This window comes from Microbacterium sp. SL62 (genome assembly GCF_026672635.1).
In the GTDB taxonomy this organism is placed as follows: domain Bacteria; phylum Actinomycetota; class Actinomycetes; order Actinomycetales; family Microbacteriaceae; genus Microbacterium; species Microbacterium testaceum_A.
Genome location: NZ_JAPPRM010000001.1, coordinates 1,009,996 through 1,023,950, shown reverse-complemented (window position 1 = coordinate 1,023,950; position 13,955 = coordinate 1,009,996). Strand labels below are relative to the sequence as shown.

Sequence of the window (13,955 nt, the reverse complement as noted above, 5' to 3'; positions counted from 1 at the left end):
AAAGCGCGGCCTCCCGCCGTGCCCTTGTGAACAGAGCTTCAGGATGCCGGAGGCTCCACGTCGCGCGGATCGAACGGCGCATCGAGCGAGCGGGTGAGGTCGTCCAGCAGCGCGGCGATCTGCGGCTCGACGAATTCCGCCACCGCCGCCTGGATCCGGAGGCGGTGATGGAGCAGGATCGTGCACACTTCGCGGCCGATCATGTTGGCGTAATCGTCGGCGAGGCCCACCTCTTGTCGCAGCGCCGCCTTCGCGGCATCCGACAGCGGGGGAAGAGCGGGGATGGCCGCATCCTCTTCGGCCGCGAGGCCCGACAGGGTGAAGAGGAAGGGCGATCCGGGCTCGGGGTCGGGGTCGAGCGGCATCCCGTCGAACTCGGGTTCGAGTCCCTCGGCCGGGCGGTAGGAACGTCGTCGGTTGCGTTCGGCCTGCTGGTCGAGCTCGGCCTGCAGCATCGGGAGGTTGCGGGACGTGTACTCGGCGACCGCATGATCGACGATCGCCTTCACCCGCGTCGACAGGCCATGCTGTACCCCGTGCGGGACATCGGACCCGAGGCCTGCGGCCGACAGGACCGGCGAGCCGAAGCACCGACGGCACGGAGCGACACGTCCGCGGTGGTTCGCGGGCTCCCACCGGGGCAGCCAACGGAGCCAGGCGTCCACCGCCTGACCGACCTGGCTCTCGAGCGACCGCTCCACGCCCCTACGCTAGCCCGACACGCCCGGGAACACGCGGATGCGGGCGGACCCGCGCGTCACGGGTCGCATCACGGGCTCTCGTCCTCGTCTTCCCAGCGCCAGCGCGGGCCCGTCGTGCGAGCCCGCACGAGCAGGATGCCGAAGAGTCCCGCGAGCACAGCCGCACCGGCCACCACCGGACCGGGGAATCCCAGCGCGACGCTTTGCGCCGCGGCGACGCCGCGAACCGGATCGGCCCCGCTGACGAGAGCGCCGAGCACGACCCCGAGCACTTCGCCCAGATAGGCCGCGATCGCGCACGGGACGGCGGTCAACCAGCCGGGCGGATCGGCCCGAAGGCCCCACCACAGCGTCGCCGCGAATCCCGCGAGGGCCAGCACCTGACCGATGATGCCGGGGATCGCGCCGAGACCGCGGACGGGGATGACATCGGCATCGACGACGAGGCTCGTCACCCCGAGGCCGCCGATCGAGAGGGCGATGAAGACGACGGACGCGAAGACGACAGCGACCGGCGGGGAAACCCCCGCCGGTCGCTGTTCGTTGGTCATCGGCTCCGGCTCAGCGCTGCGAGAGCTGCGGACCGGCCTCGAGGGTGCGCTCGTACTCGCGCTGGGCTTCGGCGTTGATCTCGGTCACGCGGCGACCGCGTGCCGACACCCACGAGCCGAACCAGATGGTGAGTTCGCGACCGAGGACGAAGGCGACGATCGCGAGCGGGGCGAGGACGTTGTTCTGGAGCAGTTCGACCGACTGGCGGGGGGTGATCTCCCAGAACGGCGCGGCGAAGAGGGCGCCGAGCAGGTGCCCGGCCCAGGCCACGACACCGACGACGAGACCCCAGACCACCCAGTGACCCCAGCGCCCGCGGTTGATCAGGGCGCCGAGGAACCAGAACCCGAAGTAGAACGCCACGGTGGGCACCCACAGGTCCCACGTGGTCAGGGCCGAGAGGGCCGCCTGACCGAGGTCGGCGGTGGCGGTGCGGCCGGTCAGCAGCCCCAGGCCGAGAGTCGCGGCGAGATACAGCACCGCGAAGACCAGAGCGGCGAGAAGGCCGATGGCACCGGCCGCACCCCGGTTGTTGCGGGGACGAGGGGCTTCGGGCGCCTGCACGAAGATCGGCTGCGCCCCGCCCACCGTGCGGGTGGGCTCTTCGGCGACGGGAGCGGCGGCGGCGGCACCGGCGGCGGGGTACGCCGTCGTGCTCACGTCGTCGTAGCGCGACGTCGCGGTCGTGTCGTCGTGACGGACGTCGTCGCGGCGGACGTCGTCGCGCGCCGGCTCCGCGGAGGCGGCGTAAGCGGCCCAGCGAGCGTCTTCGTCCTCGAGGTCGACCGACCCGGAGGACGCCGTGGACCCCTGCGGGGCCACCGGCGACGCATCGTGCACGACGGGAGCCGCGTGCTCGCTGCGGGGCGTCGTCGGAGCGGAGGCGGCGTGCTCGTGCGCCTCACGATCGTCCCACGCGGCTTCGGCCGCCGCGGGGTCGACCGCGTCGCGGCGGGCGGCCTCGGCATCGGCGAGACCCTCGTGGGCTCGGCCGACGACATCCTGCGCTTCGTCCTTCGGCTCGACGACGGGGTCGCCGTACGAAGCCTTCGGTTCAGCGACGGGGTCGCCGCCCGACGTGTTGTCGCTCATGGGGTCTCCTCACGCGGTGCTTGCGGCGCAAGGCTAACCCGGGTATCCCGCGGCGCCGTGCAGGCGTGCCGTGGGATGTCCTTCTCGACCGTGTCGGTAGGGCGGCTTAGGGTGTTCCCATGTCCCGTCGCCTGCTCCGTCCGGCCGTCGCAGCGGCTCTCGCCGGCGCCACCCTCCTCGCGCTGAGCGCGTGCGCCCCCGCCGCAGACGACGCCGCGCCTACCCCCGCGGCACCGGTCGTGTCGTCCAGCCCGACCCCCATCCCGACGATCACCCAGACGGCATCGGCCGTCCGCATCCCGGCCGACTGCCGCTCGATGCTCTCGGCCGACGTCCTGGCTCAGCTCGGCCAAACTCCGTTGAACGACCCCGCGCTCGGGCCCTCGGGCGTGCAGTCCGACGGCTCGCTGATCTGCATCTGGCGCGATCCGGCGGCGGACACCACAGGCCTCGTCACGCACATCTCGCGCATGGACCGCGGCCCCGCGCTCGACATGCTGAACGGTCTCGTCGACACCCAGGGCTTCAGCTGCTACACCCCCGACGCGGGGACGCGCTGCGAGAAGACCTGGATCAACCCGACCTACCCCGTCAACGACGGTCGTACGCTCTACTGGCGCGACGGCGTGTTGATCGACACGCAGTACTCGAACCTCGCCCCCACGGGATACACCGGCAGCATCATCGCCTCCGTCTTCGCCGGCTGACCCCGCGAGGGGGCTGCACCGTCACTCGCCGAAGAAGGCGTGGGATGCCACGATCGCGGCGTACCCGTCGGGCACCCACCCGGAGAGCGTCGACGACACCCACCGGTCGGCACGCAGATCGTGGACCTCGAGGAGCTCGCCCGAGGCGCGTTCGCAGTGGGTGGTGTCGGCCGCGACCGAGCACGCGAAACCCTGTGCGGCGAGCGTGGTCGAGACGGTTGCGGCCCCCTCGGGCGTCACCGTCGAGACGGTCGTCTCGATCGAACGCCCGGCTTCGCCCCGCCAGTGGCAGGTGATCACGACCGTCGGAGCGGCGGCGGCGACCGCCTCGGGCGTCGACGCCGGCGCGGTACGCCGCTGGGAGAGCAACGCCTGCGGAGACCACACGAGGGAGGACCACAGCGGTTGCGAGTACAGGTGCCGGCAGTCCGAAGCCGGCGCGGGAGGGGCGGCCTCGACCGCCGCGTGCCGCCCCGTGGCGGCCCTCAGCGTGTCGCCCACGAATCCCACGGCCATCGGCACGCCGGGGGTGGCGATGACCACCAGAGCGGCGACGGCGGCCGCGCACAGCAGACCCGCCGGCCATGCCAGCCACAAGCTGCGTCCCCCGATGCGGGCCATGCGTTCCTCCACCACAACGGTAGGCGCACCGAGGTGCCTCCCCCGCGCCTCGACACGCCGCGAGCACGACGAAGGCCCCCGGCGTGAGCCGGGGGCCTTCGGGGATCAGGATGCCGCGCCGGGGCGTGGCATCCCTCCCGTCGAGTTCGGGAGGACGGGCGACCCGCCCTCCCGAGCCTCGATCAGTTGTATGTGCCGGGCGTGAAGTCGTCCGTCGAGAAGCTGTCGAAGTCGACGTAGCTCAGGTCGGCGTCGCTGTACGCCCCGTCCGAAGCGAAGATGCGGTTGGGGTACCGCTCGCTCTTCGCCTCTTCCGTCGCCTCGACCGTGACGTTGCGGTACTTCGCAAGTCCGGTTCCGGCGGGGATGAGCTTTCCGATGATGACGTTCTCCTTGAGGCCGACGAGCGGGTCGCTCTTGCCCTCCATGGCCGCCTGCGTCAGGACGCGGGTGGTCTCCTGGAACGATGCCGCCGACAGCCACGACTCGGTCGCGAGCGACGCCTTCGTGATACCCATCAGCTCGGGACGACCCGACGCGGGACGCTTGCCCTCGCCGACCGCCTCGCGGTTGATGGTCTGGTAGCGCTTGAAGTCCACCAGCTCACCGGGCAGCAGATCGGTGTCGGCGTGATCGACGACGGTGACCTTGCGGAGCATCTGTCGGACGATGACCTCGATGTGCTTGTCGTGGATCGGCACACCCTGCGAGCGGTACACGCCCTGGACGCCGTTGACGAGGTACTTCTGCACCTCGCGGGCACCCTGCACGCGCATGACCTCCTTGGGGTCGAGCGTTCCGACCTGGAGGGGCTCGCCGACCGAGACGTGCTGGCCGTCCTCGACCAAGAGCGTCGCGCGCTTCAGGACGGGGTAGACCACCGGCTCGTCGCCGTTGTCGGGCGTCAGGATGACCTTCTTGGCCTTGTCGGTCTCGTCGATCGTGATGCGGCCGTCGGCCTCGGCGATCGGCGACGCACCCTTGGGGGTACGGGCCTCGAAGAGCTCCTGCACACGGGGAAGACCCTGCGTGATGTCGTCCGCCGAGGCGGAACCACCGGTGTGGAAGGTACGCATCGTCAGCTGGGTACCGGGCTCACCGATCGACTGGGCCGCGATGATGCCGACGGCCTCGCCGATGTCGACGATCTTGCCGGTGGCGAGCGAACGGCCGTAGCACTTCGCGCAGACACCGACCGCCGAGTCGCAGGTCAGGACGGAGCGGACCTTGATGGTCTCGACACCACCCGCAACCAGCTTGTCGATGAGCACGTCGCCCACGTCGTCGCCGGCCTCGGCCAGCACGGTGCCCTGCGCGTCGACGACCGCCGTGGCGAGCGTACGAGCGAACACCGAGTTCTCGACGTTGGCATCCTTGACCAGCGAACCGGTCGAGTCGGCCGCGGCGATCGGGAGCTCGAGGCCCTTCGACGTGCCGCAGTCCTCCTCGCGGATGATGACATCCTGCGAGACGTCGACCAGACGACGGGTGAGGTACCCCGAGTCGGCCGTACGGAGGGCCGTGTCGGCCAGACCCTTACGGGCACCGTGCGTCGCGATGAAGTACTCGGCGACCGACAGACCCTCGCGGTACGAGGAGATGATCGGACGCGGGATGATCTCACCCTTGGGGTTGTTCACCAGGCCTCGCATACCCGCGATGTTGCGGATCTGCAGCCAGTTACCACGGGCGCCCGACGAGACCATGCGGTTGATGGTGTTGTCGGCGGGGAAGTTGTCCCGCATCGCCTTCTGGACCTCGTCGGTGGCCTCGGTCCAGATCTTGATGAGCTCCTGACGACGCTCGGCGTCGGTGGTGAGACCCTTCTCGTACTGGCCCTGGACCTTCGCGGCCTGCTTCTCGTAGCCCGCGACGATCTCGGCCTTGTTCGGCGGGGTGAGGATGTCGCTCAGCGCCACCGTGACACCCGAACGGGTGGCCCAGTAGAAGCCGGCGTCCTTGATCCGGTCGAGCGATGCTGCGACCTCGACCTTGGGGTACTCCTCCGCCAGCTTGTTGACGATCTGCGACAGCTTGCCCTTGTCGGCCTGCTCGCGAACGAACGGGTAGCCCTTGGGGAGCGTGTCGTTGAAGATCGCCTGTCCGAGCGAGGCGTCGACGAGACCGTGCACGTCGTAACCCTCGGGCGCCTGGCCCTCGAGGAACGTCAGGCCGGGGATGCGGATGCGCGCCTTGGCCTGCAGGTCGAGGGTGCCCTCGTCCTTGGCCAGGATCGCCTCGCCCACGGAACCGAACGCGCGGCCTTCGCCCTTCGCACCCTCCTTGAGGGTGGTGAGGTGGTGCAGACCGATGATCATGTCCTGCGAGGGCAGGGTCACCGGGCGACCGTCCGACGGCTTCAGGATGTTGTTCGAGGCGAGCATCAGCACGCGCGCCTCGGCCTGGGCCTCGACCGACAGGGGCAGGTGGACGGCCATCTGGTCACCGTCGAAGTCGGCGTTGAACGCCGCGCACACGAGCGGGTGCAGCTGGATCGCCTTGCCCTCGACGAGCTGGGGCTCGAACGCCTGGATGCCGAGACGGTGCAGGGTGGGTGCACGGTTCAGCAGCACGGGGCGCTCGCGGATGATCTCCTCGAGCACGTCCCAGACCTCGGGACGGTAGCGCTCGACGGCGCGCTTGGCGGCCTTGATGTTCTGCGAGTGACCGAGGTCGATCAGGCGCTTGATGACGAACGGCTTGAACAGCTCGAGCGCCATCTGCTTGGGCAGACCGCACTGGTGGAGCTTGAGCTGGGGTCCGACGATGATGACGGAACGGCCCGAGTAGTCCACGCGCTTTCCGAGCAGGTTCTGGCGGAAGCGACCCTGCTTTCCCTTGAGCATGTCGCTCAGGGACTTCAGGGCGCGGTTGCCGGTACCGGTGACGGGGCGACCACGGCGGCCGTTGTCGAACAGCGCGTCAACGGCCTCCTGCAGCATGCGCTTCTCGTTGTTGACGATGATCTCGGGGGCACCGAGGTCGATCAGGCGACGGAGGCGGTTGTTGCGGTTGATCACGCGACGGTAGAGGTCGTTCAGGTCGGAGGTCGCGAAGCGGCCACCGTCGAGCTGGACCATGGGACGAAGCTCCGGCGGGATCACCGGGACGACATCCAGCACCATCGAGGCCGGGCTCATGCCGGTCTGCAGGAACGAGTTGACGACCTTGAGGCGCTTGATCGCGCGGATTTTGCGCTGGCCCTTGCCCTCGGAGATCTGCAGGTGGAGGCTGTCGGCCTCGGCCTGCAGGTCGAAGGCCTCGAGGCGACGCTTGATCGACTCCGCGCCCATGTGGGCCTCGAAGTACTGACCGAAGCGGTCCTGCAGCTCGTGGAACACGTCGTCCTCGGGCTTCAGGGCGCCCACCTCGAGCGTGCGGAAGTCCTCCCACACGCGCTCGAGCTTGGCGATCTGCTCGTCGGCGTTCTTGCGGGCCGCCGTCATGTCCTTCTCGGCGGCGTCCTTGACCTTCTTCTTCTGGTCGGCCTTGGCGCCCTCCGCCTCGAGGGCGGCGAGCTCCTCCTCGAGCTTGGCGAGGCGGGCCGCGACGCGGGCGTCGCGACGGTCGCCGAGCGTCTTCAGCTCGAGGCGGATGTTGTTCTCCTGCGTGGCCAGGTCACGGTGACGAGCATCCTCGTCGACCGAGATCACCATGTAGGCGGCGAAGTAGATGACCTTCTCGAGGTCCTTCGGCGCCATGTCGAGCAGGTAGCCGAGGCGCGAGGGCACGCCCTTGAAGTACCAGATGTGCGTGACGGGCGCGGCGAGCTCGATGTGGCCCATGCGCTCGCGACGGACCGAGGACTTGGTGACCTCGACGCCGCAGCGTTCGCAGACGATGCCCTTGAAGCGCACGCGCTTGTACTTGCCGCAGGCGCACTCCCAGTCGCGGGAGGGTCCGAAGATCTGCTCGCCGAAGAGTCCGTCCTTCTCGGGCTTCAGCGTGCGGTAGTTGATCGTCTCGGGCTTCTTGACCTCACCGAAGGACCAACGACGGATGTCGTCGGCGGTGGCCAGACCGATACGGATCTGATCGAAAGTGGTTGATTCGAGCACTGGTTCTCCTGTGTCGGAATTCTCTGAAATCTGAGCTGGGTCGCTGAGCTGGAAGCTCAGATCTCGTCGATCGACGAGGACTCGAAGCGGCTGGAGATGTTGATGCCGAGTTCTTCCGCAGCGCGGAAGGCGTCGTCATCCGTGTCGCGCAGGTTCACCGCGGTGCCGTCGGCCGAGAGAACCTCGACGTTCAGGCAGAGCGACTGCATCTCCTTCATGAGCACCTTGAAGGACTCGGGGATGCCGGGCTCCTGGATGTTCTCGCCCTTGACGATGGCCTCGTACACCTTGACGCGGCCGAGGATGTCGTCGGACTTGATCGTGAGGAGCTCCTGCAGCGCGTAAGCGGCACCGTAGGCCTCGAGCGCCCACACTTCCATCTCACCGAAGCGCTGACCACCGAACTGCGCCTTACCACCGAGCGGCTGCTGGGTGATCATCGAGTACGGGCCCGTCGAACGCGCGTGGATCTTGTCGTCGACGAGGTGGTGCAGCTTCAGGATGTACATGTAGCCGACCGAGATGGGCGCCGGGAACGGCTCGCCGGAGCGACCGTCGAACAGCAGCGTCTTACCCGTGGAGTCGACCATGCGGTCGCCGTCGCGGTTGGGGATCGTCGAGTCGAGCAGACCCGCGATCTCGGCCTCGAAGGCGCCGTCGAACACCGGGGTGGCGACCTTCGTGCCGGGGGCGGCCTCGCGAGCCGACTCGGGCAGCTGGGCGGCCCACTCGGGGGTGCCCTCGACCTTCCAACCCTGCTGGGCGATCCAGCCGAGGTGGAGCTCGAGGACCTGACCGAAGTTCATTCGACCGGGGATGCCGAGCGGGTTGAGGATGATGTCGACCGGCGTGCCGTCGGGCAGGAAGGGCATGTCCTCGATCGGGAGGATCTTGGCGATGACGCCCTTGTTGCCGTGGCGACCGGCGAGCTTGTCGCCCTCGGTGATCTTGCGCTTCTGGGCGATGTAGACCACGACGCGGCGGTTGACGCCCGAGCCGAGCTCGTCGTCTCCGTCTTCGGCGTTGAACTCCTTGACGGCGATGATCGTGCCCTGCTCGCCGTGGGGCACCTTCAGCGAGGTGTCACGGACTTCGCGGCTCTTCTCGTTGAAGATCGCGCGGAGCAGACGCTCCTCGGCGCTCAGCTCGGTCTCGCCCTTGGGCGTGACCTTGCCGACGAGGATGTCACCGGGGCGGACCTCGGCGCCGATGCGGATGATGCCGCGGTCGTCGAGGTCCTTCAGCAGATCGGGGCTGACGTTGGGGAGGTCACGGGTGATCTCCTCCTTGCCGAGCTTCGTGTCGCGCGCGTCGACCTCGTACTCCTCGATGTGGATCGACGACAGCGTGTCGTCCTTCACGAGGTCCTGGCTGAGGATGATCGCGTCCTCGAAGTTGTGACCTTCCCAGGTCATGAACGCCACGAGGAGGTTCTTGCCGAGCGCGAGCTCGCCGTTCTCGGTCGCGGGACCGTCGGCGATGACCTCGCCGGCCTCGATGCGCTCGCCGGCCGAGACGACCACGCGCTGGTTGTAGGACGTGCCCTGGTTGGAGCGGTCGAACTTGCGCAGGAAGTAGTCCTGCGTGCCGCCCTCGTCGAGCTGGATGGTCACGACGTCGGCCGAGACCTCCAGGACGACGCCCGACTTCTCAGCCGTCACGACGTCACCGGCGTCGATGGCCGCGAAGCCCTCCATACCGGTACCGACGACGGGCGACTCGCTGCGCACGAGCGGCACGGCCTGGCGCTGCATGTTCGCACCCATGAGGGCGCGGTTGGCGTCGTCGTGCTCGAGGAACGGGATGAGCGAGGTCGCCACCGACACCATCTGGCGCGGCGAGACGTCCATGTAGCCGATCTCGTCGTTCGGGAAGAGGTCGACCTCGCCACCCTGGCCACGACGGGCGAGGATGCGATCCTCGACGAAGTGTCCGTCTGCCTGGAGGGCGACACCGGCCTGAGCGACGATGTGGTCGCTCTCTTCGCTGGCGGTGAGGTAGTCGATCTGGTCGGTCACCCGGCCGTCGACGACGCGACGGTACGGGGTCTCGATGAAACCGAAGGCGTTGATACGGGCGAACGAGGCCAGCGAGCCGATCAGACCGATGTTGGGGCCTTCAGGCGTCTCGATGGGGCACATGCGGCCGTAGTGCGAGGGGTGGACGTCGCGGACCTCGACGCCGGCACGCTCACGCGAGAGACCGCCGGGACCCAGAGCCGACAGGCGGCGCTTGTGGGTCAGACCCGCGAGCGGGTTGTTCTGGTCCATGAACTGCGACAGCTGCGAGGTTCCGAAGAACTCCTTGATCGCCGCGACGACGGGGCGCACGTTGATCAGGGTCTGCGGCGTGATCGCCTCGATGTCCTGGGTGGTCATGCGCTCGCGGACGACGCGCTCCATGCGCGACAGACCGGTGCGGACCTGGTTCTGGATGAGCTCGCCGACGGCGCGGATACGACGGTTGCCGAAGTTGTCGATGTCGTCGGTGTCGAGGCGGATCTCGGCGGGCTGGCCACCACGGACGCCGTCGAACGTGACGTCACCGCGGTGCAGGCGGACGAGGTACTTGATCGTGGCGACGATGTCGTCGACGGTCAGGACCGAGTCGCTCAGCGGCTTGTCGAGACCGAGCTTCTGGTTGATCTTGTAGCGACCCACCTTCGCGAGGTCGTAGCGCTTCGAGTTGAAGTAGAAGTTGTCCAGCAGCGCGCGCGCAGCCTCGGCGGCGACCTGCTCGCCCGGACGGAGCTTGCGGTAGATGTCGCGGAGGGCGTCTTCCTTCGTGAGGATCGTGTCCTTGGACAGCGTCTCTTCGATGGAGTCGAACCCGGAGAACTCGGCGAGGATGTCCTCGCTGGTCAGGCCGAGGGCCTTGAGGAAGACAGTGACCGACTGCTTGCGCTTGCGGTCGATGCGCACGCCGACCTGGTCGCGCTTGTCGATCTCGAACTCGAGCCAGGCACCACGCGAGGGAATGACGCGCGCCGACACGATGTCCTTGTCGGAGGTCTTGTCGGGCGTCTTGTCGAAGTAGACACCGGGCGAACGCACGAGCTGCGACACGACGACACGCTCGGTGCCGTTGATGATGAACGTGCCCTTGTTGGTCTGGAGCGGGAAGTCGCCCATGAAGACCGTCTGGGTCTTGATCTCACCGGTCTGGTGGTTCATGAACTCGGCCTCGACGTACAGCGGGGCGGCGTAGGTCTTGCCGCGCTCCTTGCATTCCTCGATCGAGTACTTCTCCGGCTCGAGGTAGGGGTTCGTGAACGAGAGCTGCATGGTCTCGCTCAGGTCCTCGATCGGCGAGATCTCCTCGAAGATCTCCTCGAAGATCTCCTCGAGTCCGCTGATCTCGGGGACGTCGGTGCGACCGGCGGCCTGAGCCTCGGCGACGCGCGCCTTCCATGCTTCGTTACCGACGAGCCAGTCGAACGACTCGGTCTGCAGCGCGAGCAGATCGGGAACGGTCAGCTTGTCGGAGATCTTCGCGAACGAGAGGCGAGATGCGCCGCGTCCGCTCTTCGGGGTGGTGGTGGTGGATGCGTTGCTCGCAGCAGCCAAGGGAATAACCTCCAGAAGCCCGGGCGAGGGGCTCGTGATTCCTTGTCGTCAGGTGGAGTGCGTTCCTGCCCCGATAACCTGCACGTCGCACACCGCGGTGAAGCGGGGACGGGCAGGCTCAGCCGACCACCATATGAGGGCAGGGGGAATCGAGGAGCGCAAAGTCCAAGCATACGCGGGAGGACTCGCCGTGTCCAGTCCAATTCTTGACGCGTTCTCGGACCTGCGGTATAACCGCGTGCGCTCGCCCGGCATTCCTCGCTCCCGCCCCGTCAGGCCCGGCGAAACCGCACCCGGTCACCCGGCCGCACCTGTGCGAGAGCGTCGAGGGCGGCATCCGGGATCACCCCTATCACGGGATAGCCCCCGGTCACAGGACCGTCGGCGAGCAGGATCACCGGGCGCCCGTGCGGAGGAACCTGCAGCGCTCCCGGACGCATGCCCTCGCTGGGGAGCTCGTCGTGCCGGGTGCGCTCGAGGACCGGACCGTCGAGACGGACGCCGATGCGGTCGATGTCGGTCGACACGGTCCAGGACGCATCGGTCAGCGCATCGACGGAGGCGGGGGTGAACCAGTCCGCCCGCGGCCCCGGCCGGAGCCCCACCTCGAGCACGGCTGTGGGAATCGACCAGGGGAACCCGTCCACCGCGGGCACCTCCCCGGTCGCGAATCCCGCGTGCACGAGGTCGCCGGCACGGAGGGGTGGAGGGCCGAGTCGCGCGAGAACGTCGGTGGAGCGGGAGCCGAGCACGGACTCGGCGGCCACTCCCCCGCGGACGGCGAGGATCAGCCGCAGGCCCGCGCGTGCGGGGTCGATCGTCAGCTCCGCGCCCCTCGCGAGCCGGACCGGCGCGTAAGCGGGGACACCGCGCCCGTCGACGCGCACGTCGGCGAGGGCACCGGTCACCGCAATCCAGCAGTCGCTTTCGGCCCGCGCCGAGAAGGCGCCGAGCGTGATCTCGAGGGCCGCCGCGCTCTCGTCGTTTCCGACCAGACGGTTCGCGATGCGCAGGGCGCCGCGATCCAGGGCGCCCGAGCGGGCCACCCCCAGCGCCGCTCGGCCGGGTCGGCCGAGGTCCTGCACCGTGACCAGCGGACCGGGGGCGAGGATGCGGAGCACCGGGCCGGGCGCCGCCCCGGCGGTCGAGGAACGCGCCCCGCCGGGCGAGGAACCGGCGGGAAACGGCGGGGCCGCGGCATCCGGTCGTCCGCTCGTCGGCGTCGTGCTGTCGGGCTCCGGCGGCCCGACGATGTGCGCGCGCTCGCGAATCGGGACGAACCGCACGCGGCTGCCAGGCGCCAAGAGGACGGGGTCGACGGCCTCGGGGTCGAAGAGGACCGCATCCGTCGACCCGATGAGCCGCCAGCCGCCCGGGGTGTCACGGGGGTAGGCCCCGCTGAACGCCCCCGCGAGACCCACGGCTCCGGCGGGGACGCGAAGGCGGGGTCGGTCGAGTCGAGGGACGTCGAACGGCCAGTCCGCACTCACGAGATAGGCGAAACCCGGCGCGAAGCCGGTGAAGGCCACCATCCACTCCGCGGCGCGGTGGCGCGCGATGAGTTCGTCCGCTCGGATGCCGAGCAGCTCGGCCGTGTCGTCCAGGTCGGCGCCGTCGTACCGCGTCGCGATCTCGACGAGGGGGCCGGGTCGGGCGGCATCCGGATCCCCGGTCGCGGCCGCCCGGACCCACGCGGCGACCGCGGACGCCGAGGTGCGCAGCGGATCGAAGGCGATGAGCACGGTGCGCGCGGCGGGCACGAGATCGTCGACGCCGTCGAGCGGATCCGCGGCGAGCGCGGCGTGCAACCGCACGACCGCGGACAGATCGGCGACCTCGGCCAGCACGGCCCTCTCGCCCATCGCCCGCAGCGTCACCACGGAGCGCGCACCTCGACACCCGCGTCGTCCAGGGCCGCGCGCACGGCCCGCGCCATCGCCACGGCGGCGGGAGTGTCCCCGTGCAGGCACAGCGAAGCGGCCTCGACGGCGAGCCGCGTCCCGTCGACGGCCTCGACCTTTCGGTCGCGTACGAGGAGCACCGCCCGCTCGGCCACGAGGGCCGGGTCGTCGACGAGCGCGCCGGGAGACCCCCGGGGCACGAGCGTCGCCGTCGCCGTGTACCCGCGGTCGAGGAAGGCCTCGGGCACGAAGGGAAGACCCGCGGATGCCGCGGCCTGGGCGATCGCGCCGGGAAGGCCGAGGATCGGGAGCGCGCGTCCGAGCCGCGCGGAGTGGTCGGCCACCGCCGCGACGACCGCGTCGGCCTGCCGTCGGTCGACGGTGACCGCGTGATAGAGCGCGCCGTGCGGCTTGACGTACCGCAGGTCGGCACCGGCCGCGGCGAGCGCGGCGATCTGCCCGATCACACTCGCGCGGAGATCGGCGGAGCCGGGCGAGCGGGGCACGCGGCCGAAATTCTCGCGGTCCTCGTACGAGGGGTGTGCGCCGACGGCGACCCCGAAGCGCCCCGCCCTCTCGACGGAGGCGCGCATGGCGCCGGCATCCCCCGCGTGCCCGCCGCAGGCGATGCTGGCGCTGGAGATCACCGCGAACATGGCGTCGTCGTCGGCCGTCGGCACTCCGTCGACGGTCTCGCCCAGGTCGGCGTTGAGATCCACCCGCATGCGGCCACGGTACCGCCGCCCCGAGGGCCTAG

General features: G+C 69.4%; 9 protein-coding genes. 1 reads left to right on the top strand and 8 read right to left on the bottom strand.

All coding sequences use genetic code 11. The annotated features are described in order from the left end of the window. Positions 1–38: 38 nt before the first annotated feature. The 3 genes from OVA26_RS04750 to OVA26_RS04740 form a co-directional block, all read right to left on the bottom strand. A complete protein-coding gene (locus OVA26_RS04750; RefSeq protein WP_056226214.1) occupies positions 39–701 on the bottom strand; it encodes a hypothetical protein in 663 nt (220 codons plus the stop codon). 68 nt (positions 702–769) lie between these two features. Then, the gene (locus OVA26_RS04745; protein WP_268103245.1) at positions 770–1,252 is read right to left on the bottom strand and encodes a hypothetical protein; all 483 of its coding nucleotides are present in this window, start codon (positions 1,250–1,252) and stop codon (positions 770–772) included. Between the two features lie 10 nt (positions 1,253–1,262). After that, positions 1,263–2,345, bottom strand: coding sequence for an ABC transporter (locus tag OVA26_RS04740; protein WP_268103244.1), 1,083 nt, complete (start codon positions 2,343–2,345; stop codon positions 1,263–1,265). 119 nt (positions 2,346–2,464) lie between these two features. On the opposite strand from OVA26_RS04740, the gene OVA26_RS04735 reads away from it, so the two are divergent. Then, the gene (locus OVA26_RS04735; protein WP_268103243.1) at positions 2,465–3,052 is read left to right on the top strand and encodes a hypothetical protein; all 588 of its coding nucleotides are present in this window, start codon (positions 2,465–2,467) and stop codon (positions 3,050–3,052) included. Between the two features lie 21 nt (positions 3,053–3,073). Here the strand turns inward: OVA26_RS04735 and OVA26_RS04730 are convergent, their stop codons facing one another. The 5 genes from OVA26_RS04730 to pxpA all read right to left on the bottom strand — a co-directional run bounded on the left by OVA26_RS04730 (position 3,074) and on the right by pxpA (position 13,923). Continuing rightward, entirely contained in the window at positions 3,074–3,673 is a 600-nt protein-coding gene (locus tag OVA26_RS04730) for a hypothetical protein (protein ID WP_268103242.1), read from the bottom strand. Between the two features lie 182 nt (positions 3,674–3,855). After that, complete coding sequence (gene rpoC, locus OVA26_RS04725; protein ID WP_056226200.1) at positions 3,856–7,731, bottom strand: DNA-directed RNA polymerase subunit beta'; 3,876 nt, start codon at positions 7,729–7,731, stop codon at positions 3,856–3,858. Between the two features lie 56 nt (positions 7,732–7,787). Beyond that, on the bottom strand, positions 7,788–11,297 hold the full coding sequence (gene rpoB, locus OVA26_RS04720) for a DNA-directed RNA polymerase subunit beta (protein WP_268103241.1): 3,510 nt from the start codon (positions 11,295–11,297) through the stop codon (positions 7,788–7,790). A 272-nt stretch (positions 11,298–11,569) separates the two neighbouring features. After that, the gene (locus tag OVA26_RS04715) at positions 11,570–13,177 is read right to left on the bottom strand and encodes an urea amidolyase family protein (protein ID WP_268103240.1); all 1,608 of its coding nucleotides are present in this window, start codon (positions 13,175–13,177) and stop codon (positions 11,570–11,572) included. Continuing rightward, positions 13,171–13,923: a 5-oxoprolinase subunit PxpA gene (gene pxpA, locus OVA26_RS04710; protein WP_268103239.1), complete on the bottom strand. Its 753-nt coding sequence runs from the start codon at positions 13,921–13,923 to the stop codon at positions 13,171–13,173. The genes OVA26_RS04715 and pxpA overlap by 7 nt, the downstream gene beginning before the upstream one ends. Positions 13,924–13,955: the final 32 nt, after the last annotated feature.

Bases quoted from the DNA above. Each gene is read 5' to 3' on its own strand.
- OVA26_RS04740 (WP_268103244.1), bottom strand. From the start codon at position 2,345: ATGAGCGACAACACGTCGGGCGGCGACCCCGTCGCTGAACCGAAGGCT.
- OVA26_RS04745 (WP_268103245.1), bottom strand. From the start codon at position 1,252: ATGACCAACGAACAGCGACCGGCGGGGGTTTCCCCGCCGGTCGCTGTC.
- pxpA (WP_268103239.1), bottom strand. From the start codon at position 13,923: ATGCGGGTGGATCTCAACGCCGACCTGGGCGAGACCGTCGACGGAGTG.
- OVA26_RS04730 (WP_268103242.1), bottom strand. From the start codon at position 3,673: ATGGCCCGCATCGGGGGACGCAGCTTGTGGCTGGCATGGCCGGCGGGT.
- OVA26_RS04735 (WP_268103243.1), top strand. From the start codon at position 2,465: ATGTCCCGTCGCCTGCTCCGTCCGGCCGTCGCAGCGGCTCTCGCCGGC.